This is a genomic window from Streptococcus sp. HMSC034E03, from assembly GCF_001811505.1.
Lineage (GTDB): Bacteria > Bacillota > Bacilli > Lactobacillales > Streptococcaceae > Streptococcus.
In genome coordinates, this window is sequence record NZ_KV804997.1 from 132,235 (window position 1) to 154,906 (window position 22,672).

General features: G+C 39.9%; 22 protein-coding genes and 1 pseudogene. 1 reads left to right on the plus strand and 22 read right to left on the minus strand.

Going from position 1 to position 22,672, the window contains the following annotated elements; genetic code table 11:
* Window positions 1–10: 10 nt before the first annotated feature.
* The 5 genes from HMPREF2805_RS08660 to HMPREF2805_RS08680 form a co-directional block, all read right to left on the minus strand.
* Complete coding sequence (locus tag HMPREF2805_RS08660) at window positions 11–3,097, minus strand: pilus expression-regulating Snf2 family helicase (RefSeq protein ID WP_075232190.1); 3,087 nt, start codon at window positions 3,095–3,097, stop codon at window positions 11–13.
* Window positions 3,098–3,189: 92 nt separating this feature from the next.
* The gene (locus tag HMPREF2805_RS08665; RefSeq protein ID WP_045763860.1) at window positions 3,190–4,356 is read right to left on the minus strand and encodes a MalY/PatB family protein; all 1,167 of its coding nucleotides are present in this window, start codon (window positions 4,354–4,356) and stop codon (window positions 3,190–3,192) included.
* Window positions 4,357–4,363: 7 nt separating this feature from the next.
* Window positions 4,364–5,458, minus strand: a complete 1,095-nt coding sequence (locus tag HMPREF2805_RS08670) for a cystathionine gamma-synthase (protein ID WP_075232191.1) — start codon at window positions 5,456–5,458, stop codon at window positions 4,364–4,366.
* 145 nt (window positions 5,459–5,603) lie between these two features.
* On the minus strand, window positions 5,604–7,562 hold the full coding sequence (locus tag HMPREF2805_RS08675; protein ID WP_075232192.1) for a peptide ABC transporter substrate-binding protein: 1,959 nt from the start codon (window positions 7,560–7,562) through the stop codon (window positions 5,604–5,606).
* Between the two features lie 190 nt (window positions 7,563–7,752).
* Window positions 7,753–9,375 carry a putative polysaccharide biosynthesis protein gene (locus tag HMPREF2805_RS08680; RefSeq protein WP_075232193.1) on the minus strand — a complete coding sequence of 541 codons (1,623 nt, stop codon included), beginning with the start codon at window positions 9,373–9,375 and terminating at the stop codon, window positions 7,753–7,755.
* Between the two features lie 105 nt (window positions 9,376–9,480).
* Here HMPREF2805_RS08680 and HMPREF2805_RS08685 point away from each other — a divergent pair, with 105 nt between their 5' ends.
* Window positions 9,481–10,926: a UDP-N-acetylmuramoyl-L-alanyl-D-glutamate--L-lysine ligase gene (locus HMPREF2805_RS08685; protein ID WP_075232194.1), complete on the plus strand. Its 1,446-nt coding sequence runs from the start codon at window positions 9,481–9,483 to the stop codon at window positions 10,924–10,926.
* Between the two features lie 44 nt (window positions 10,927–10,970).
* Here the strand turns inward: HMPREF2805_RS08685 and HMPREF2805_RS08690 are convergent, their stop codons facing one another.
* From HMPREF2805_RS08690 to HMPREF2805_RS08770, 17 genes and pseudogenes are all read right to left on the minus strand, one after another.
* Complete coding sequence (locus HMPREF2805_RS08690; RefSeq protein WP_000051184.1) at window positions 10,971–11,162, minus strand: CsbD family protein; 192 nt, start codon at window positions 11,160–11,162, stop codon at window positions 10,971–10,973.
* A gap of 102 nt (window positions 11,163–11,264) precedes the next feature.
* Window positions 11,265–11,915: a DUF1803 domain-containing protein gene (locus HMPREF2805_RS08695; protein WP_049534303.1), complete on the minus strand. Its 651-nt coding sequence runs from the start codon at window positions 11,913–11,915 to the stop codon at window positions 11,265–11,267.
* Window positions 11,899–12,412 (minus strand): annotated as a pseudogene (locus HMPREF2805_RS08700) (YiiX/YebB-like N1pC/P60 family cysteine hydrolase). Before HMPREF2805_RS08700 ends, HMPREF2805_RS08695 begins: the two are co-directional and overlap by 17 nt.
* A gap of 86 nt (window positions 12,413–12,498) precedes the next feature.
* Window positions 12,499–13,434: a manganese-dependent inorganic pyrophosphatase gene (locus HMPREF2805_RS08705; RefSeq protein ID WP_075232195.1), complete on the minus strand. Its 936-nt coding sequence runs from the start codon at window positions 13,432–13,434 to the stop codon at window positions 12,499–12,501.
* 82 nt (window positions 13,435–13,516) lie between these two features.
* A complete protein-coding gene (locus tag HMPREF2805_RS08710; protein ID WP_075232196.1) occupies window positions 13,517–13,804 on the minus strand; it encodes a GIY-YIG nuclease family protein in 288 nt (95 codons plus the stop codon).
* Window positions 13,794–14,543, minus strand: coding sequence for a tRNA1(Val) (adenine(37)-N6)-methyltransferase (locus HMPREF2805_RS08715; RefSeq protein ID WP_075232197.1), 750 nt, complete (start codon window positions 14,541–14,543; stop codon window positions 13,794–13,796). Before HMPREF2805_RS08715 ends, HMPREF2805_RS08710 begins: the two co-directional genes overlap by 11 nt.
* A 52-nt stretch (window positions 14,544–14,595) precedes the next feature.
* Window positions 14,596–14,958, minus strand: a complete 363-nt coding sequence (locus tag HMPREF2805_RS08720) for a S1 RNA-binding domain-containing protein (protein WP_075232198.1) — start codon at window positions 14,956–14,958, stop codon at window positions 14,596–14,598.
* Between the two features lies 1 nt (window position 14,959).
* Window positions 14,960–16,360, minus strand: a complete 1,401-nt coding sequence (locus tag HMPREF2805_RS08725) for a bifunctional Cof-type HAD-IIB family hydrolase/peptidylprolyl isomerase (protein WP_075232199.1) — start codon at window positions 16,358–16,360, stop codon at window positions 14,960–14,962.
* A gap of 81 nt (window positions 16,361–16,441) precedes the next feature.
* On the minus strand, window positions 16,442–16,945 hold the full coding sequence (locus HMPREF2805_RS08730; RefSeq protein WP_004244450.1) for a GNAT family N-acetyltransferase: 504 nt from the start codon (window positions 16,943–16,945) through the stop codon (window positions 16,442–16,444).
* Between the two features lie 271 nt (window positions 16,946–17,216).
* Window positions 17,217–17,456, minus strand: a complete 240-nt coding sequence (gene rpsR, locus HMPREF2805_RS08735; protein ID WP_000068664.1) for a 30S ribosomal protein S18 — start codon at window positions 17,454–17,456, stop codon at window positions 17,217–17,219.
* Between the two features lie 31 nt (window positions 17,457–17,487).
* Window positions 17,488–17,958, minus strand: coding sequence for a single-stranded DNA-binding protein SsbA (gene ssbA, locus HMPREF2805_RS08740; RefSeq protein WP_075232200.1), 471 nt, complete (start codon window positions 17,956–17,958; stop codon window positions 17,488–17,490).
* Window positions 17,959–17,969: 11 nt separating this feature from the next.
* Window positions 17,970–18,260, minus strand: coding sequence for a 30S ribosomal protein S6 (rpsF, locus tag HMPREF2805_RS08745; protein ID WP_075232201.1), 291 nt, complete (start codon window positions 18,258–18,260; stop codon window positions 17,970–17,972).
* 129 nt (window positions 18,261–18,389) lie between these two features.
* Window positions 18,390–19,046, minus strand: a complete 657-nt coding sequence (locus HMPREF2805_RS08750) for a CBS domain-containing protein (RefSeq protein WP_075232202.1) — start codon at window positions 19,044–19,046, stop codon at window positions 18,390–18,392.
* A 301-nt stretch (window positions 19,047–19,347) separates the two neighbouring features.
* Window positions 19,348–20,058 (minus strand): ABC transporter ATP-binding protein, encoded by a 711-nt coding sequence (locus HMPREF2805_RS08755; protein WP_075232203.1) that lies wholly within the window; start codon window positions 20,056–20,058, stop codon window positions 19,348–19,350.
* Entirely contained in the window at window positions 20,058–20,822 is a 765-nt protein-coding gene (locus HMPREF2805_RS08760; RefSeq protein WP_075232204.1) for an ABC transporter ATP-binding protein, read from the minus strand. Before HMPREF2805_RS08760 ends, HMPREF2805_RS08755 begins: the two co-directional genes overlap by 1 nt.
* Window positions 20,822–21,778: a branched-chain amino acid ABC transporter permease gene (locus tag HMPREF2805_RS08765; RefSeq protein WP_075232205.1), complete on the minus strand. Its 957-nt coding sequence runs from the start codon at window positions 21,776–21,778 to the stop codon at window positions 20,822–20,824. The genes HMPREF2805_RS08760 and HMPREF2805_RS08765 overlap by 1 nt, the downstream gene beginning before the upstream one ends.
* A gap of 3 nt (window positions 21,779–21,781) precedes the next feature.
* Window positions 21,782–22,651: a branched-chain amino acid ABC transporter permease gene (locus HMPREF2805_RS08770; RefSeq protein ID WP_075232206.1), complete on the minus strand. Its 870-nt coding sequence runs from the start codon at window positions 22,649–22,651 to the stop codon at window positions 21,782–21,784.
* Between the last annotated feature and the right edge of the window lie 21 nt (window positions 22,652–22,672).

Below are 22,672 nucleotides of genomic sequence, written 5' to 3' on the forward strand. Positions count from 1 at the left end.
AAGTATAGGCTCATGAAATCCCTAAAATTTCTCGTATTTCAGCTAGACTCAGACTGCCACGAGACTCTGTTCCATCCAAGATTTCAGAAACAAGATTTTTCTTTTTCTCTTGTAATTCTTGAATCTTTTCTTCGATTGTCCCTCGAGTCACAAGACGATAAACTTCAACAGCCTGCTCTTGTCCCATACGATGGGCACGACCAATAGCCTGTGATTCAACCGCAGGGTTCCACCACAAGTCTACCAAAATAACTGTATCAGCACCAGTAAGATTGAGACCAACACCACCTGCTTTTAGAGAAATTAAGAATACATCGCGCTCACCTTGATTAAAGGATTTGGTCATTTCCTGACGTTCTTGAGAAGGCGTTGAACCAGTAATTTTAAAGGATGTCAGACCTAAGTCAGGTAGCTCTTGCTCAATACGATCTAGCATGCCTCTAAATTGAGAGAAGATAAGTACACGATGTCCACCTTCAGCAATCTGAACCAGCAAATCTCGTAAACTATCCAGCTTCCCGCTCTCTCCTTGGTAGTCCTCCATAAAGAGCGCAGGTGTATCACAAATCTGACGCAGACGCATGAGACCAGTCAAAATTTCGACGCGATTTCGTTGAAATTCCGAATCGCTTACCTGTCCCAGACGCTCCTGCATCTGTTGTAGCTGAGCAAGATAGATAGCTTTTTGTTGATCCTCCAGTTCATTCTTATAGACGACTTCAATCAAGTCAGGCAACTCTGTCAAAACCTCTTCTTTCTTGCGTCTCATGACAAAGGGTTTGATAAATTGAGCCACTCTTTCAGTTGATAGTTTCATAAACTCCTTCTTAGCAGGTAAGAGGCCTGGTAAGACAATCTGAAAAATCGACCAGAGTTCTCCCAGATGGTTTTCAATCGGTGTTCCTGATAGTGCAAAGACGGATGGAACCACAAATCGTCGCAAACTTTGAGCAATCTTCGTTTGTGTATTTTTCATCACTTGAGCTTCATCTAGAAAAAGAAAATCAAAAGATAGGTCTCGATAAATTTCACTATCTTGACGGAAAGTAGCATAGCTTGTCACATAAATCTGATGATTTTCTGCCAAAATTGACTCTCGATGAGATTTTAAGCCATGCACGACCGCGACATCCAAATCTGGAGCAAACTTTTGAAATTCATCAGCCCAGTTATAGATTAAGCCAGATGGAGCAAGGATTAGGACACTAGTATCTGCTTGAACCTGACTACTTAAAAAGGCAATGGTTTGCAAGGTTTTCCCAAGCCCCATATCATCTGCTAAAATACCGCCAAAGCTATAATGATGGAGCATCTGCAGCCACTGAATTCCCTTTTTCTGATAATCCCTGAGATCTGCTTGGATATTCAGCACTTTCATCGGAAAATCTTCTGGATGCGTCAAATCATGGGCCAGATTACGAAATTCTTCGGTGAAAGAAATTTGATCCTGGTCCTTAAATAGATGAGATAGGGTATAAGCTAGGGATTTACGAGCTCGAAAAGCTCCATCTTGTAGGTCCTCTATCCCTAATTCTTCTAAATCCTGACGAATACGCTTGGTCTGATCATCGAAATAGTAAACCTGATTCGAAGAGCTGATGTAATAATCCTGCTTCTCAACTAGAGCTTTCATCGCTCGATCGATTTCTTCTTGATCTATATCTTGAAAATCAAATTGAATTTCTAATAGGTTTCCCTTGGATGAGATGTGAACTTGAGGCTTCTGAACCTGATAAAGGTCTTGCAAGCTTTCAGAAATCTTTAATTCTCCAAGTGCTGCAAAGGCTGGCAAAACTTCCTGGAAGAAGGCATGGACTGCATCAGCTTTCAAATTTTGACGCCATGAACGAAAATCTGCTTCAAATCCAGCAGATAGAGCCAATTGAAAGATTTGCTTCTCCAGTTGAATATCACTAGCAAAAGGAAGACTCTCTAGTTCATTACGATTCCTTACTAAGCAAGTTTCATACTGAAACTGCATATCCAAGCGAATAGAACCGTCCTCTTCTCCTTCCATGTAGAAAGAAGGACGGAAAGACTGAATTTGGAGCGCATCAGGGGCTTTTACCTCTCCTATGTCTTTAAACTGCGACAAGGTCGAAGCTAAAAGATCTCGATCACTGGTATCAAATTGTAAAATCTTTCTACCACTTTTATCGATAGATACTTTTTTTAATTTTTCTATAAGTCTAGCTTGTTCTTTAGACAGAAGATAAAATGTACCTTTAGTAAACAAGACTTGTCCCTTATAAAATGAATTAAGCCCTACCTGTTGAACAATTTCCATCTCATAATAGTTGGACTTTTCTTCAATTTGAAAGGTAAACAAACCTGCTTGACCATCAAAATCTTGAAATACAAGGTGGTGATAATTCGAAATCTGATGGTCAAATTGAAATTCATCTAAACCCATCAGCAGACTAACACCCTGCTCAAAAAAAGACAGCGGGAAATAAAGATGACGACATTGATTCTGGAAAAAAAGGGTATTTTCAACCTCATCTTCTAGAATTCCTTGAAGGAAATTTATAACAAATTGACTACTTTCATCAAACTGACGAATATTCAAGGAAGTTTCATATAACTTCCCAATCATGTAGGGTTTACTAGTTTCTAAAACCTTCAGAAAAAGGGGAATATCTCGGATTACATAGAATTTCTGCGTCTGGATAAGACCAATCCTCAAAGTCCAAATAATACGATTAGTCCCTGCTTCAATCTGCCCCTGAGCAGACAACTGATAGATTTCAGAAAGACTAGGAATTTGAATGGATTCTAAAAACTTTCCTCCAAAAGTAACCTGAGTTTCAACTTCTTCTTTCTGTTCGTGCACATTTTCCAGATTTCCCAAGAGTTCCTGACCAATCGGATCATTTTTCAGGTAATGCTCTAGTGCTGCCAAATGCACACAAAACCCTCTTTTTTGGAAAAAATCACAAGCACAAAAAACCAAATCATCATCCAGGCTATAGCGAATTTCTTCATCTGCTACACGCGCATAGAGGCGATGGTCTTTCTCTTTGATAATTTCAATCTGACTAGTTTCGTAGAGTTGAGCTCCCTCCATTCGAAGCTTCCCTGGAATCAATTTAGCCATATTTTCCCCTTTACTTTATCTCTTAATTATACCACATTTCTTCTTACGAAAATAGCCTTCTAGGAGTACTTTTCTCCTAAAAGGCTAGCTTCTTAAAATTTAGCGAAAGTAGCAATGATTCGCTGGCAAACTTCTTCCAAGACAGATGTCGGCATGGCTACATTTAAGCGAGCATGGAGAGCTCCTTCTTCACCAAAGTCCAAGCCCCTGTTCAGGATAACCTTGGCTTCGTCTCTTAAAAGGCTTCTTAATTCTTCATCACGAATATCGTAGGCTGAAAAATCAAGCCAAATGAGATAGGTTCCTTGAGGTTTCATGACCTTGATTTTCGTTTCTTTTCCAAACACATCGACGACATAATTGATGTGTTTCTCAATCAGTTCTTTGAGTTCTGACAACCATTCTTCACCAGAGCGATAGGCTGCTTCTGTTGCCAAATATCCCAACCCTGAGATTTCATGTTGATTATTAGCTAGCTGGCGCTTTTGGAAAGCCACTCTTAACTTAGGATTCTCGATAATAGCGTAGGAATTCTTTGTTCCCGCAATATTGAAGGTCTTGGTAGCGCTGCTTAAAATCAGTGAAAATTCTTTAAAATCTTCATTTACCGTATTGAATGACTGGTGTTTGTTTCCAAACAAGGCTAAGTCTTGGTGAATCTCATCAGACACCAACAAAACTCCATGTTTTTGACAAAGTTGTCCAATCTTCTCTAAGACTTCCTTCTCCCAAACACGTCCACCAGGATTATGAGGGTTGCAGAGAACGTAAAGTTTCACATCCTCTTCAACAAAGTCTTTCTCTAATTGATCAAAGTCAATCTCAAAAAGTCCGTCTTTTTCTACTAGAGAGTTGGTGATTAGTCTACGATTATTAAGCTTAATACTGCGAGCAAAAGGAGGATAAACTGGTGTGTTAATGAGTACTGCTTCACCCTCTTTGGTAAAGGCTTGGATGGCTGTTGAAATAGCTGGTACTACTCCTTCGATAAAGACTAGGGCATCCTTATCAAAGCGATAGCCGTGCTGTTTTTCCTCCCAGTTTTGAACGGCTTCAATCAAGCCATCACTAGCATAGGTATAGCCATAGACTAATTGCTCAGCATAGTCATGGACTGTCTGACGAATCTCAGGTAAGACTTCAAAGTCCATATCAGCGATCCAGGCTGGCAATACTTGACGGTCAGTCTCTGCTTCTTTCCATTTGTAGGTATGATGTCCAAAACGATTGGGCAAGGTCGTAAAATCATATTTTCCCATAGTTTTATCATCCTTCCAAGGCTTGACGCAAGTCTTCAATCAAATCTCTAACATCCTCAATACCAATAGACAAGCGCAAGAGGTCATCTGTCAATCCATAAGAATGGCGAACCTCTGCAGGAATGTCTGCATGGGTTTGAGTAGTTGGGTAGGTAATCAGACTTTCTACCCCACCTAAACTTTCAGCAAAAGAAAATACTTTCAAAGTATTTAAGATATGAGGAATACGTTTCTCATCTGCTACTTTAAAGGAAATCATTCCCCCACGACCTGTATACAAGACTTCTTTGACAGCAGGTGATTGTTCCAAAAAGGCTACGATTTCTTGAGCATTAGCAGTCGAGCGCTCCATGCGAAGTGACAAGGTCTTAAGACCACGAATCAACTGATAGCTATCAAATGGTGACAAAACAGCCCCTGTCGTGTTGAGATTGTAAAAGAGTTTTTCGTATAGATCCGCACTATCTGTCACAACTACACCAGCTAAAACATCATTATGACCTGCAAGGTATTTTGTCGCTGAATGAAGGACAATATCTGCTCCATCTTCAATTGGACGTTGGTAAATCGGGCTATAGAAGGTATTGTCGACGACAACTTTAGCACCCTTAGCATGAGCTAATTTTGACAATTTTTCAATATCAAATTCCAACATCAAAGGGTTGGTTGGTGTTTCGATATAAAGTACATCCACATCCTTTTCTAGCTCGGCAATTAGCTCTTCTTCTGTGTTGGCATAGGTAAAGTGGAAACGTCCTTCTTGCTCCACTTGATTGAACCAGCGGAAAGAGCCACCGTAAAGGTCACGGACAGCTAAAACCTTGCTTCCTACTGGAAAAACGCTAAAGGCTAACACAATCGCAGACATACCTGAACTAGTTGCTAGAGCATAGTGGGCGGATTCAATAGCTGCCAAAACTTCCTCTGCCTTGCTACGAGTTGGGTTTTTGGTGCGGGTATAGTCAAATCCAGTTGATTGACCAAATTCTGGATGCTGATAGGTCGTTGAAAAGTGAATTGGTGTTACCAAAGCACCTGTCGCTTTATCTGACTTAATACCTGCTTGGGCTAAAATTGTGTTGATATGAAATGATTTGCTCATACTTTACCTCCAAATCTATAGTAACTATTGTACCACTTATTTTGGATCCTTCGTTTTCTTGTTTTCAAGAGCTAGTTATAGTTTCAAACTATACAAAAACGATAGCTTCCTGAGAAACTATCGTTTTTCCTGTTGAATAGACTGATTACTTAACGTGTTTAGCAAAATCTTCTTGGGCTTTTTTATTAGATTCTTCTTTTTCTTTCAGCCATTTTTGTCTAGCTTCTTCATACTCAGCTGTTGTGACAATCTTATCTTGCAATTTCACGTATTTGTAGGATTCAACACCCTTATTACCAGCTTGAGAGAAGGCGGCAGAGAATGGAACTGTTTTTCTCAATGTAGGTGTTCCACCTTTAGAAACGTTTGGAATTGCAAGGGCGCTATCAACGAGCCAAGCTTGAACTTCAGCATATTTTTCATAACGTTTCGCTGGTTCTTGCTCCTTGTTAGCATCTTCTAACATTTGAGTGTAAGTATCCAGACCAACTGCCTTAGCCTTGTCATTGACCTCACCTGGTTCTAGACCAATGTTTTGCAACATACCACCGTTATTGACATTTAGGATATCTAAATAGCTTGATGGATCCAAGTAGTCCGCACTCCAACCGCCATTATAGATATCAAAGTCTTTTTGAGCTGCAGTTTGAGCTAGGTAGCTAGAGTTGTCAAAGTCATCTGTTGATAGCTGTTGGATATCGATAACCACATTCTCAGCTCCTAGAACAGATTCGATGGATTGTTTCAAAGAGCTTGCTTCAAGTACACCTTTTTTAGCTGATTGGTCAACTGATACATCCAAGTGGATTGGGAATTGCACACCCTTAGCTTCCAATTCTTTCTTGGCTTCCGCAAATTTAGCCTTAGCTTTATCAGGATTGTAGTATGGGTCTTGTGCATCTGCAAAGTTGATTCCTTGCCATTCTTGGCCATAGTTGACCATCTTTTCTGAAACAACATCGCCAAAGTCTTTTCCGTTGATACTTACAAATGTTGGAGGTACAACTAGGTTACGAATAATCTTCGTTGCTCCGTCCTCCCCTTGAGATTGTGCTCCATAGGCTGTACGGTTGTATGCATAGTTGAAGGCTTGACGGAAGTTTTTATTCAGAACTGCTTCTTGAGTTGATTTCTTTTCGATATCTGAGGACTTAGACGTGAAGTTATAAGATTTTCTGTCCAAGTTGAAGTTCAAGTAATAAGAAGTTGCATTTTGCATACTATAGATGATGTTATCCTTGTTCTTCTCTTTAATTCCTTCAAAGCTTGAGCTATTTGGATAAAGACGTGCGTAGCTGTAGACTCCTTCTACAAAGTTACGAGCTAGTGCATCTTGGTCACTACCATCATAATAGGCCAATTTCACATCATCTACAAAGACATTTTTTTCATCCCAGTAGTTCGGATTTTTCTTGAATTCGATGACAGATTTTGAAACAAAGGATTTCATCAAGAAAGGTCCATTGTACAAAATGCTAGAAGGATCCACCTTACCAAAATCATCCCCTTTTGATTTCAGGAAGTCTGCATTGACAGGGAAGAGAATGGTTGATGTTGTTTTAGAATTCCAATAAGATTCTGGTCGTGTCAAAGTGTACTGAACTGTTTGGTCGTCAATCGCCTTAACACCGACAGTTGAAAAGTCAGTTGTTTTCCCCTTGATATAGTCATCCAAACCTGCTACAGAATCTTGAACCAGGTACAAAGCTTCGGATTTTTTATCAGCAGCATATTTCAAACCAGTTACAAAATCTTGGGCAGTTACTGGAGCATATTCTTCACCTTCAGAGGTATACCACTTAGCATCTTTACGAAGTTTATAAGTGTATGTCAAACCGTCCTGAGAAACAGTCCAATCCTCTGCTAAGGATGGAACGTAGTTACCATATTGATCATTTTCCATCAACCCATCTACCAAATTGGTAACGATGTCATTGGTTGTTGCACGGTTTTCTGCAAGATAGTTCAAACTAGACGGATCGCTAGAATAGACATAGTTGTATGTTTTAGTTGAACTAGCTGAGTTGCTACAAGCCGCCAATAGTAGACCGGCACTTAGGGCAAGGCCTGCCAGCGTCAGATATTTTGCCTTAGACTTTTTCATTTCCAGAACCTCCAAATTTAAATATTTGTATCATTATACAGCTATTGTTTTTTTTAGTCAAGCGATTATAGACATAAATTAATCTTTTTTCTACAATTTTTATTTTTTTCTCTCTTTTTTAAATAAAAAATGAACAATTTAAACTTTTTTAGAGTTGAAAGTTCAAATTGTTCATTTTATTTATAAACTATTATGATATTTTCAAGCGTTCTCGCAACTGGTCCGCTTTTGCCTGTCCAATAACCTTATCCAAGAGACGAGTATAGAGACACATGACTCCGTAGAGACCACCACCGATTGTTCCGATTAGAAGAACGTAAAGGAAACTCCAGAAACGACCTGATGGTTGGAAGACAAAGCCAATCATCCATTGTAAGAATCCTACGAGGATAAACATAACTAGAGTCAAAATAGTGACTAAAATTGTTCTCTTCAAGATAAGCTTACGACGAGCACCTGTAACCTGACAGATATCACGATACATCAAGACATTCGGGATAATGAGACCGATGGTCGTTGAAATGAGAGGACCATAACTATGGAAAATCGCTATTGATGGTAATTGTAAAACAATCTTAGCAATTGAGCCATAAACAAAATACAAGACTGCTTTACGGTTACGGAACATAGCTTGAAGCATAGGGGACAAGACCATGTACAAACCAAGAATGGTTGACTGTAAAACTGCAAAGACAAACAAGCCCATAGCCAAACTATCTGGCTTACCGTAAAAGACTGTATAGAGAGGTTCTCCAACCATGACTACTCCAACAGTTGCTGGAAGTAAGAATAAGAAGAGCATGGTGATACTATCTTGCACCAACCGAGCAGCTGCCTGCAAATCACCCTTAACATAGTTCTCAGTTAAAAGTGGTAATCCTACACTACCGATCGAAACTCCAACCGAAATCAAAATCATAGTAATTTTATTAGGATTGGCAGAGAAATAAGAAAACATGACAATTAAGTCTTCATTACTATAGTTGGTAAACCACTTCATGCTATTGATAAAGGTATTTTGGTCCAAGATTTGGAAAAGCTGAATAGCCGAACCAGTCAAGATAAAAGGAATAGCTTCCTTAATGGTATCAATCAAGAGACCTTTACTATCAATCTTATCTCGAGTTTCAAAAACTTTTTGAAGCATTCCTTCTTTGTATAGGAAATAGATCAAGACTGCAAAACTAGCTACCATTCCCACAAAGGCCGCAAAGGTAGACTGGGTAACTGCTGATATATAATCTTTTGAACCCAGCTTCATGATGATAAAGGTTGCTAAGAGCATCCAGATAACACGAATGACCTGTTCAGCGATTTGGCTCATGGCATAAGGCTTAAGATTATTCATCCCTTGGAAAAATCCACGAATCACACTCATGGATGGGAAAATCAAGACCGCCCAAGCTAGACTTTGCATAATGGGGATGAGCTCCTTACCAACACCCGAAAGGTCTGCTAACCAAGGGGCAAAGAGATACAAGATTAAAGCAAAGATCACACCAAGTCCTGTCATAAAGCCTAGGAAACTCCGAATCAGGGCAAAACTATGTTCTTCCTCATGCATGGTATTATACTTGGCAACTTGCTTTGCGACTGCCACAGGGATACCTGCTGTCGAAATCAACAAGAACCAAGCGTAGATATTGTAACCCATAGTGAAGAGTCCATTGGCCTTAGCGGCATAAGTCCCCATCCAGATATACCAGGGAATGATGTAAATGGCCCCGAGCAGGCGACTGATAAAGTTACTAGCCGTTAGCCAGGCAGTCCCTCGTAACATCTGGGCCTGCTGATGATTATTTTCGTTAGACATAACTTCCTCATTCATTTTTAATAACTAGGAAATGTTCCTTATCTTCCATTATAAACTTTTCCTTGTTACTTGTAAAATTCAGACTTTCGGTTTACAATAGAAAGTATGATAAAGATTGAAACTATATTAGATATTTTAAAGAAAGATGGTCTCTTCCGTGAGATTATTGACCAAGGACATTACCATTATTATTATAGTGATGTCGTTTTTGATAGCATCTGCTATGATAGCCGAAAAGCAAAAGAAAATAGTCTCTTTTTTGTCAAAGGAGCAGCCTTCAAAAAAGAATTTCTCCTTTCGGCAATTGAACAAGGACTTGGTTGGTATGTAGCAGAACAAGACTATGAAGTAGGTATCCCTGTTATTGTCGTTAGCGATATCAAGAAAGCCATGAGTTTGATTGCCATGGAATTTTATGGCAACCCTCAGGAGAAATTAAAATTACTTGCTTTCACTGGTACTAAAGGAAAAACAACCGCAGCTTACTTCGCCTACAACATCTTAAGTCAACAACATCGTCCAGCTATGTTATCAACCATGAATACGACCTTGGACGGCAAGATTTTCTTTAAATCTGCCCTGACTACTCCTGAGAGTATCGATCTCTTTGAGATGATGGCGCAAGCAGTTGATAACGGACGAACTCACCTTATCATGGAAGTATCCAGTCAAGCCTACTTGGTTAAACGAGTCTACGGACTGACCTTTGATGTCGGTGTCTTCCTCAACATTAGTCCTGACCATATTGGTCCTATTGAGCATCCGACCTTTGAAGATTATTTTTATCACAAGCGTCTCTTGATGAAAAATAGCAGAGCAGTTGTCATTAATAGCGATATGGACCACTTCTCTGTTCTGAAAGAACAAGTTGAGAACCAAGAGCATGACTTCTACGGTAACCAGTCAAGTAACCAAATTGAAAACTCCAAAGCCTTTAGCTTCTCAGCAATCGGTAAATTAGCTGGAGATTATGACATCCAGTTGATTGGGCACTTCAACCAAGAAAATGCAGTCGCTGCAGGACTTGCCTGCCTTCGTCTAGGTGCTAGTCTTGAAGATATCAAAAAAGGGATTGCGTCTACTCGCGTCCCTGGTCGCATGGAAGTTCTCACACAGAAAAATGGCGCAAAAGTTTTCATTGACTACGCCCACAATGGTGACAGTCTTAAAAAACTAATCTCAGTTGTTGAAGCACATCAAACTGGAAAGATTGCTCTAGTGCTTGGCTCAACTGGAAACAAGGGAGAAAGCCGTCGCAAGGACTTTGGACTTCTCCTCAATCAACATCCTGAAATTCAAGTCTTTCTGACTGCTGATGATCCCAACTATGAAGACCCAATGGCCATTGCGGATGAAATTAGTAGCTACATCAATCATCCTGTTGAAAAGATTGCAGATCGCCAAGAAGCCATCAAGGCAGCTATGGCTATCACAAATCACGAATTAGATGCAGTTATTATTGCTGGTAAGGGAGCAGATTGCTACCAAATCGTTCAAGGAAAGAAAGAAACCTATCCAGGTGATGCAGCCGTCGCAGAAAATTATTTATAAGATAGAAAAATCAAGGGAAATGAAACCCTTGATTTTTTCTATCTTTATTTAAAAGCGTTTTTCAAGCCTTCAACGGCACCTTCTACAGCACCTTTAGCATCTTCAACTACTTCTTTTGCCTTAGCAACTGTCTTTTCTACAGCACCTTCTGCTTCAGTTTTGCTATCCCCAGTAACTTTACCAAATCCTTCTTTGATAGCGCCTGTTGCTTGTTCCAATTTGTTTTCAAGTGACATATGATTGTCTCCTTTAGTTTTATTCCGATATGTGTTACCGGTTACATATTAGTTTATATCGAATACTAAGGAAAGTCAAACAATGTGCTCAGAAACAAGATATCAGTCCAAGTAGAAAGTTAATCTTTCCTTATCAAAATCGATAGCCAACTCATACTTTCCATCTTCATTTTGGACAATATAACCTAGGACAACTAAACTGTCCACAAAGATATCACGGCGTTTCTGCATAAGCTGGTCTTTTTTGAGAAATTTCAACAAAAAAGTCGTCATATATTTGAGAGCATACTCAGGATTGACATCTCCCAAAATGGCATAGAGCTCCTGCTGTTTTTCTGTCAAAGGATACTGATGTTTGACCTTGTAGAAATAATTGGAAAGAGTCATTTTAGTTCGCGCAAAGTCCGTCTTTTCAACTAAAATAGCTGCATTGGTTTGATTGCGCAACTCCGTCTCAAAACTCTGCTCCAACAAGGCTTGATAAATCGGACTATCTTCTCTAACAAAAATCTCTTGGTCCAGTTCGAGACTATCAAGGGACTCAAGCATAGGAAGATTGAGGTAATAGCGCTTATTTTTTCGTAGAATCAAGCCAGCCTTTATATACTCTTCCATGAGTTTGTCAACTGCTAGATCTGGAAATTGAGCCTTGATTTCCCGTAAAATCACATCCTCATGCTGATCCAGATAGCGAATCAATTCTCTAAAAAATGGCTGTCTCGTCAAACGAGATGGATTAAAAATCTGAATCATGAAGATTCCTTTCTTTACATTCTAACAGAGGCGATGCTGCCAATTGATTGGGATTGGTACCAGCTTGGTTCAGAGGAACAGGCAAACCTAGTTCTCTATAATACTCTCTCCAAAAATCACTAATCTCCTGCTCCCCATCTCCAAATTTCATGGGAATAGTTTCAAAAATCGGTAGGATTTCTGCCATATACTGGGAACAGTAAAAACCATGTCCATCCGGATAGAAAGAAGCATTGTAAGGAGCTTCCAGATGTTTGCAAGCTTTTTCCTTCACAGACTGGATATCCATTTCTGGGTAGACATAGAGGTCGTACAAATGATTGGACTCAAAGAAGTCTGCTGGTTCTTGACAGACTACACCAGCCTATCCACTAGAGTGGTAAATCCATCCCATCCAAATAAATGGCAACATGATTATAGTTGCCTGTGGAAGTCTGGATGGCCTGTCCCATATCTGACTCATCTCTCACAAAAATCAAATCGCCATTTTCTAACATGCTTCACTCCTAGAAAAAAAGGAGCCGAAACTCCTTTCGATATAAGTCAAACTAGACTTTCCTAATTTGAATTAACACTCAAAATCTTAAGCATTAAAGCTTTCAGTCAATTGAGGTACCACTTGTTTCTTACGTGAAACGGCACCAGCAAGGAAGGCATGATTGTTTTCAAGTTTGAAGTTGAAGGCTGCTTCAACCTTGTCCATGTTAGCACCAAGTGCTAGGATTTCTGAGTTTGAGTTGACGATATCTGTAATCATCAAGACAAAGTCGGAGTAGCCATTTGCTGTGTTGGCAGCTTGCATTGCAGCTTCAATTTCTGCTTGACGTTCCAAAACTTCAGCGATGTCAACTGTGTTTACTTGAGCAACACGAACATTATTTCCGTTGAGTTCAAAAGTCTTAGCATCGATGTCAATCAATTCTTCAGCAGATTTGCTAGCCAAGTTGGTACCAGCTTTCAACATAGCCAAACCATACTCTTCCAAGTTTACACCAGCCAATTCAGCTAATTCAGGAGCAATAACCTTATCTGTTGGGTGTGTTGTTGGGGATTTCAAAAGAAGGGTATCTGAAATCAAACCTGAAAGCATCAAACCAGCAATCTCTTTAGGAACAGCTACACCATGTTCTTTGAACATACGGTAAACGATTGAAGACGCTGATCCAACTGGCTCCAAACGCATGTAAAGTGGGCTTGCAGTTTCAAAGTTAGCCACACGGTGGTGGTCCACAACACCATAAACTTCTACTTCAGCGATATCTGATACAGATTGTTGGAATTCATTGTGGTCAGTCAAGATAACTTGCTCTGCACCTTCTGCTTTAGCAGAAGTGATAACACGCGGTGCTTCCACACCAAAATAGTTCAAGACAAAGGCTGTTTCTTCATTTGGAGTTCCAAGGGCAACAGCTTCCGTATCCAAACCGTAAGCTTCTTTTGCAAGATAGGCAAAGGCTACAGATGACCCGATGGCATCTGAGTCTGGATTTTGGTGACCAAATACTAGAATCTTAGACATGATAATACCTCATTTTGTTTATTCTCTTTATTGTAGCATTTTTTTCGCTTTTTGACAAAAGTAAGAGGAGTCAAAGGACTCCTCACGATTCTTCAAAATAACTGAGTAAATTTCTATCTTGATTTTCAGATAAAAATTCTTCCTTCTGTGGTCGCTTCTTACGCTTGAGAAGGGCTTCTGCCGACATGGCTTCTTCCTTACTGGCAAAACCTTGAGCATAGATAAGTTTGACTGGCAAGCGTGCTCGTGTGTATTTGGCTCCCTTCCCACTATTGTGGACAGCGAGGCGTCTACTTACATCAGTCGTATAGCCTGTATAGTAGGATCCGTCACGACACTCCAGCACATACATATAAGCCTTATGATCCATAATAAATCTCTTCAAGTTCCGGCGTATAAGAGCCATCATCATTGTGTACAATGAGAGGTGGCAAGACCTTAAAGCCACTTGTCGAGCCATCCTTGATAGCCTCAATCAAAAGCATATTGGCTTCCTTTTCCTTTTTGGGATAGACAAATTGCAGGCGCTTAGGAGCTAGATTATGCCGTTGTAATGTATCCAAAATATCCAGAAGTCGATCAGGACGATGAACCATGGCCAAACGCCCATTAGACTTGAGAATACTTTGGGCACTACGACAGATTTCTTCCAAATTAGTCGTGATTTCGTGGCGAGCCAAGAGGTAATGTTCACTCTCGTTCAGATTAGAATGAGGATCCACCTTGAAATAGGGTGGATTACACAAAATCATATCCACCTTACTTCCCTGGATGTAAGCAGGCATATTTTTCAAATCATCACAGATGACCTGCATCTGCTCTTCCAAACCATTCAAACGGACAGAGCGCTCAGCCATATCTGCCAAACGCTCCTGAATCTCAACAGCCAAAATCTGTGCCTGAGTACGAGTGCTAGCAAATAGCCCAACTGCTCCATTTCCAGCGCAAAAATCCACTATCAAGCCCTTTTTAGGAAAACGTGGAAAACGTGACAAGAGAACACTATCCACCGAATAGCTAAAAACCTCTCTATTTTGAATGATTTTAATATCTGTCGAAAAGAGCTGGTTAATACGCTCTCCTGATTTTAATAATTGTTCTTCTTCCATGGTCTTATTATAGCAAATTTATATTAACATTACAAAAGATAGAGGTTTCTAACTAGTGCTTCTGATTCTTCAAATGTTGAAGGGCTTCCTTGGTCCAAATTGGCATCATTCGTTTGAGAGGCGCAAAGCCGTAGTTAAAGCGGTCGCTTGAAAAGCGTCTCCTTCTCGGAAACTGGTGCTTTTCTTCCTCCAAAGTGCGAATAGAAAGACTAGCTTTCCCTGTAAATTCATCTAAATCCACTACCTGAACCTGAACCTCTTCATCGACTTTCAAGGCGTCATGAATATTTTCAATAAAGCCTGTCCGAATCTCTGAAATGTGAATCAGCCCCGTATCACCCGTTTCTAGCTCAACAAAGGCACCGTAGGGCTGAATTCCTGTAATACGACCCTTTAGCTTATCACCTATTTTCATCTTAGTCCTCGATTTCAATCGTTTCGATAACGACATCTTCAACTGGCTTGTCCATCGCACCTGTTTCTACACCTGCAATTGCATCCAGAACTTCATAAGAAGCTTCATCTGCAAGCTGTCCAAAAACTGTGTGACGACGATCAAGGTGAGGAGTTCCACCTTGTTCCGCATAAATTTCTGCAATTGGTTCTGGCCAACCACCACGAGCAATTTCTTTCTTAGAGTATGGCAAGTGTTGATTTTGCACGATAAAGAACTGGCTACCGTTTGTATTTGGTCCAGCATTAGCCATAGAAAGGGCTCCGCGGATATTGTAAAGTTCCTCTGAAAATTCGTCTTCAAATGACTCACCATAGATTGATTCGCCACCCATACCAGTACCAGTTGGGTCTCCACCTTGAATCATAAAGTCTTTGATAATACGGTGGAAAATGACCCCGTCATAGTAACCATCTTTTGACAGAGCGATAAAGTTGGCTACTGTTTTTGGTGCATGTTCAGGGAAAAGCTTAATACGCATATCTCCATGATTTGTTTTAATAGTGGCAATCGGACCTTCTACTGCTTCAATGTCTACTTGCGGAAAATGTAATTCTTTTTCTACCATACCAAATCCTTCTAAGGCATCAAAAATGCCATCTTCTTCTAATGTTTTTGTTATATAATCTGCTTTTTCTTTGATGTTATCATGAGAAATTCCCATGGCAACGCTGATTCCAGCATAATCAAAGAGTTCCAAGTCGTTGAGCCCATCTCCAAAAACCATGACGTTCTCTGGTTTAAGAACTAAATGTTCTACAACTTTTGCTACACCAGCTGCTTTTGAACCTGAAATTGGTACCACATCTGACGAATGTTCATGCCAACGAACCATGCGAAGCTTGTCTGAGAGACTGTCAGGCAAGTGCAAGTTATCTCCTTTATCTTCAAAAGTCCACATCTGATAGATGTCTTCTTTCTCATGAAAATCTGGATCCACATCTAAATCAGGATAAATTGGATTAATAGCTTCACTAATCATATCGGTGCGAGTCGACAACTTGGCATCATGACTCCCAACCAAACCATACTCAATTCCTTCTTGCTTAGCCCAAGAAATATACTCCTCAACATCTGACTTCTCGATCTGATGTTGATAAATAACCTGACCTTTTTTATCTTCGATATAAGCCCCATTCAGAGTTACAAAAAAGTCAGGCTTGAGTTCACGAATCTCAGGAACGACACCAAAAATCCCTCGTCCAGAAGCAATACCCGTCAAAATTCCTTTCTCACGTAATTGCTTAAAAACAGTTGGGATTGAAGCTGGAATAAAACCTGTCTTGGAATTTCTCAATGTATCATCAATATCAAAAAAGACAATCTTAATCTTTTTTGCCTTGTATCTTAATTTGGCATCCATCTCACTACCTCTTTCAATCTAACTCTTTCCATTATACCATAAAGTAGCTAAATCCCACATCCCCAATAAAATCCTTGTCTCTTATCCGAATTCCTTTACTAGATACAAAACCAAATCATCATTATTTTGGCTAGTTGCATTCATTTCCAAGGGTTGATTTCGATACCAGACACCTGTCCCATCTGGAATGTAGCCCCGTCTGATATACAATCTCTGGGCAGGGCCATAGCCTAAGTGCAAACCTACACCAAGAGTGACCTTACTCGAAACAAACTTGACTCGTTTTTCTGCTTCTTCTAGCAGTTGATTCCCAATCCCTTGATTTCGAAAAGGTTCAAACACATTAAAATCTGATAATTCTGGGTAGACTTCTGCAAAAGGACCATGTTTAGCAGAGGGCAAAATGGTAACGTAGCCCGCTACAGCACCATCAATCTCTGCAACTAAGACTTCTCTCTCCCCACTTTCCTGTTCCAGAAAATATCTAGCCAAAATTTCCTCTCTACCAGGCCAACCTTGATTCATAAATCCATGAGATAAGGATTCAATATCAGACTTAATCATATTTCTAATCGTACAATTCATCTTTGACTTACCCACCTTTACTCTTTTTATTACCATTATAGCACGCCAAGGTCAGAAAAAAACGATCTCGTGAAAAAAACCAATCGAGTCTCAATTCGCTTTCTTATTTCCGAGCTCATGAAAAAGAGGTCCATCCGGACCCAAACTCGCTCTCTCATTTCAAGGATCGTGAAAAAAAGACCCAAGCGGGTCTGAAAAAGAGGTCCCCCGGACCTCAACTCGCTTTCACATTTCTATGCTCGTGAAAAAAAGACCCGTCGGGGTCTTTTCTTTAATCTTCGTTTACGAAAGGCATCAAAGCCATTACGCGAGCGCGTTTGATAGCTGTTGTTACTTTACGTTGGTTTTTAGCTGAAGTTCCTGTTACACGACGAGGAAGGATTTTCCCACGTTCTGAAACGAAACGGCTAAGAAGCTCAGTATCTTTGTAATCAACATATTCAATTTTGTTTGCTGCGATGTAATCAACTTTTTTACGGCGTTTGAATCCGCCACGACGTTGTTGAGCCATGTTTTTTCTCCTTTATAATTTTAGTTGTCCATTAGAATGGTAAATCATCATCTGAAATATCCAATGGATTTGTTGCTCCAAATGGATTTTCATCACGTGAAAAGTCTGGTACTGAATTTGTAGGCGCTGAATAGTTTGAACTTGGTGTAGAATAAGCTCCACCTGTGTGACCCTCTCGCACACTACGGCTTTCCAACATTTGGAAATTCTCAGCCACGACCTCTGTCACGTATACACGTTGTCCTTGCTGGTTATCGTAACTACGAGTCTGGATACGACCTGTCACCCCGATAAGCGAGCCTTTTTTAGCCCAGTTAGCAAGATTTTCAGCCTGTTGGCGCCACATAACGACATTGATAAAATCAGCCTCACGTTCGCCATTTTGACTCTTAAATGTACGGTTTACTGCAAGAGTAAAAGTCGCAACTGCTACATTTGATGGGGTATAACGCAACTCAGCGTCACGTGTCATACGCCCTACAAGTACAACATTGTTAATCATAGTTTACCTTCTTACGCGTCAGTTTTGACGATCATGTGACGAAGAATGTCAGCGTTGATTTTTGAAAGACGGTCAAACTCTTTAAGAGCTACGTCGTCGTTTGCTTCAACGTTAACGATGTGGTAAAGTCCTTCACGGAAATCTTGGATTTCGTATGCAAGACGACGTTTTTCCCAAGTTTTTGATTCAACAACAGTTGCACCGTTGTCAGTCAAAATAGAGTCAAAACGTGCTACCAAAGCGTTTTTAGCTTCTTCTTCAATGTTTGGACGAATGATATAAAGAATTTCGTATTTAGCCATTGATATGTTCCTCCTTTTGGTCTAATGACCCCAAGACTTTGCAAGGGGTAAGTGAGGTTCGCTCACAATAAACTATTATACTAGAAAACATTTTTTTACGCAAGTGAAAAACTGCTTCTATTTTATTTTTTACAGTTTTTTTGCAGAAGTTTGTGTAATTTCTTCAACCTGAATATTCTCAGATTCAAATTTCTGTTTAAAGGTAGCTAGATCAACCGTTCCCTCAATTTGAACTTCGATAACAATCTTACCATCTTTACGTGGAATATTAACAGTGTGAGAGATATTAAGATTTTCCTCAACGATTAAAGAAACAATCTTTCCAAGTACCCCAACTTCATTTTCTGTGATAAAACGAACACGGATTCCCTCTTCGCCATAACCAGAAATTTCAAGAAATGCTCTGAATACATCACGGTCAGTAATGACGCCGTATAGTTGTCCATCATCCATAACTGGCAAAATTCCAATTTTATTCTTTAGCATAAGGTAGGTTGCATCTTCCAAACTTGCATAGCCTGAAACAGTGATTACATCCCGAATCATGACATCTTTTACTTTTGTTTTGTTTAGCAAGTAATTCATCTCATAGATTGAAAGACTCGTTGCTTTTGATGGACTGGCTTCAGCAATTGTTCCTTCTGTTACTAGACCAACTAATTTATCATTTTCAATAACAGGAAGACGATGCAAACCTTGCTCGCGCATCAAGTCTGCTGCATGTGCTACAGTCGTATCTGGGCTAATATATACCACCTTACGTGTCATAAAATCTTTAACTGCCATAGGAACTCTCCTTTATGTTTATAGCTTTATTATACACTTTTTAAGAAAATCATTCAAACGCTTTCATCTCTTTTTCAAGATTCTGAAAACTCTGAAATACTATAAAAAGAGCCCTATATTAGGGCCCTCAATCTTATGATTATGCAATTTATTCGACAATCTTTCCCGCAGACTAAAACAATCCACTGGATTTGATGATTGCCAAGCAATCTCTATCTGCCGACTAAAAAGGTCCCTCGGACTAAATGTGGATTGCTGGCGCAATTTTTATCCGCAACCTAAACTAGTCTCCCAGACTAGTTTAGCCACCTAGATATGCTTTTCTGACTTCATCTGATGCGGTGAGTTCTTTTCCTGTTCCTGATAGGACAATTTTTCCTGTTTCAAGAACATAGCCTCGATCTGCGATGGCAAGTGCTTTATTGGCATTTTGCTCGATCAAAAGAACGGTCGTACCTTGTTTTTGAATATCTTGGATGATATCAAAAATTTCTTGGATAAAAATTGGAGCAAGCCCCATTGATGGTTCATCTAAGAGAAGAAGCTTAGGCGTTGACATAAGCGCACGTCCCATAGCAAGCATCTGCTGTTCACCACCTGATAGGGTAGCTGCATCTTGGTTTTTACGTTCTTCCAAACGCGGGAAACGTGAAAATACTTTTTTCAGATTTGCTTGATTTTCTTCACGATTTTTCTTAAGGAAGGCTCCCATTTCCAAGTTTTCCATAACTGTCAAACCAGGGAAGACGTGACGTCCTTCTGGTACTTGAGAAAGTCCTGATGCCACAATTTTTTGTGCGGGCATCTTTTGGATTTCTTGTCCTAAAAATTCAATCCGACCAGAACTTGGACGAACAAGGCCTGATAAGGTACGAAGGATGGTTGTTTTACCAGCACCGTTTGCACCGATAAGGGAAACAACTTCTCCTTCATTTACTTCAAAGCTCACATCACGTACAGCTTGAATCATACCATAGTGTACTGAGAGGTTTTCAACTTTTAACATAGACATTAGGCTTCACCTCCAAGATAAGCTTCGATAACACGTTTATTACTCTTGATTTCATCTGGTGTCCCGTGAGCAATCAAACGACCGTACTCAAGAACATAGATACGCTCCGTAACTTCCATAACCAAGTTCATATCATGTTCAATCAGCATAATAGTAATCTTGAATTCATCCTTGATGCGACGAATCAACTCAGTCAATTCTGCAGTTTCTTGTGGATTCATACCCGCTGCAGGCTCATCCAAGAAAAGGATTTTAGGTTCTGTAGCAAGGGCACGCACAATCTCTAAGCGACGTTGTTGACCATAGGCTAAATTTTTAGCGAGAGTTTCAGCATCTCCATCCAAATCAAAGATTTTTAGTAATTCTAAGGCTTTAGCTTTCAATTCTTTTTCATTCTTATAAAAAGCTGGTAAGCGCAAGAAACTTGCAAAAACATGTTGTTTATGATGATTACTAAATGCAATCAGAACATTGTCTAATACAGTTAAGTCTTTAAAGAGACGAATATTTTGGAAAGTACGTCCTAAACCAAGAGCAGCAATTTTATAGGGCTGCTTGCCATTTAACAAGTGACCATCCAAGGTTACTGTTCCTTCGCTTGGTTCATACACACCTGTCAAGAGGTTGAAGAGAGTTGTTTTACCAGCTCCGTTCGGTCCAATCAAGCCAACAAGTTCACCTTCATTCAATTCAAGAGTTACATCTCCAACAGCCGTTAGACCACCAAAATGCTTGGTTAACTGTTTTACTTCAAGTAATGCCATTAGTTTTGTTCCTCCTTCTTAGTTTTTTTAAAGAAACTAGATAGACTTAATTCCCATGTTCCAAGAAGACCACCTGGTCTGAAAATCATTACAAGTACCAAGGCTAGGGCGTAGATGATCATACGAATACTTGCTACATCCTGTAGAAGCATGTTTAAAATACCAAGAACAATGGCAGCAACAATCGCTCCTGTAATGGATCCCAAACCGCCAAATACAACAATAATCAAGACGTTGATAGAGTTGATAAAACTATAATCTTTAGGCACAACAGAACCGATAAATCCTGCTTGAAGCGAACCTGCAATACTTGCAGTCATCGCTCCGAATACAAAAGCAATAATTTTGATTTTGGTTGTATTTACCCCAACTGATTCAGCAGCGATTTCATCTTCACGAACGGATAAAGTTAGACGACCGATTGGACTACGAAGGAAATTAAGTGTTGCAATTGTTGTAATCACAGCAAAGAAATATACCATTTGCCAGTTAGTAAAGTTTGGAATACCTAGAATACCAGCTGCACCATTAGTTAGTTCACCACCATTAACAATACAGATTCGAATAATCTCAGCAACACCTAGGGTTGCTACTGCAAGATAGTCCCCTTTCAAACGAAGAGTTGGAATCCCAACGACTAAAGCCACTAATCCTGAGATAAGTGCTCCAAGAAGCATAGCTCCAAAGAAGGCTCCATAGGTTGGAGATTTAGAACCAATAATTGCAGCCGCATAGGCACCAATAGCCATAAATCCTGCGTGCCCTAGAGAAAATTGTCCAGAAAAACCTACGATAAGGTTAAGACCAACTGCAAGTATGATGTTAATCCCAATTTGCTCTAAAATTTGAATATAAAAGAGATTGAGCACTCCAGCTGAAACAAGTACGCTGATTAAGCCATAGCCTGCTAATAAAAGGAGCAACCATAAAATATTAACTTTTAAATTTTCTTTCATTGTTTACACCTTCTCTTTCACATTCTTACCGAGGATACCAGCTGGACGTACAATCAAGATTAAGAGCAAGATTCCATACACGATAGCATCACGGAAATCTGACATTCCGAAGGCGGTAGCAAATGTTTCTAAAAGACCAATAACAAAGCCACCCAGAGCCGCACCAGGGATGATTCCGATACCACCTAGAACGGCAGCCACGAATGATTTAATACCTGGAGTCATCCCCATCAATGGTTCAAGAGAGTTATAGTAAAGTGCAATCAAGACACCCGCTGCACCAGCTAGGGCTGAACCCAAAGCGAATGTAAAGCTGATAGTACGGTTTACATTGATTCCCATCAACTGAGCAGCATCACTATCTACAGATACAGCACGCATGGCTTTCCCCATTTTTGTTTTTTGTACAATGAGTTGCAGAAGAACCATCAAAACAAGTGAGACAGTCAAAATCAACAATTGAATATTGGTCAGACTGATTGGACCTAAGTCATAACGCACTGTTTGGATTGCTTGAGGAAAGGCACGTGTGTTGGCTCCGACTAGATAAACCATCCCATACTCAAGTAAGAAGGAAACCCCAATCGCTGTAATCAATACAGAGATACGAGTTGAATGACGTAATGGGCGGTAAGCTAGAAACTCAATGATAACACCAAGAATTGCTGTGCCTGCCATTGATAAAATCAAGGCAACAAAGAAATTTAATTGCAAGGAATTAATCAAAAAATAACCCATGAAAGCACCTATCATATAGATATCACCGTGGGCAAAGTTAATCAGCTTGATAATTCCATAAACCATAGTATAACCTAGGGCTAGCAGCGCATAGACACTACCCAAGATTAAACCATTTACAAGTTGTTGAAGCATATGGTTCACTCTTTCTAATTT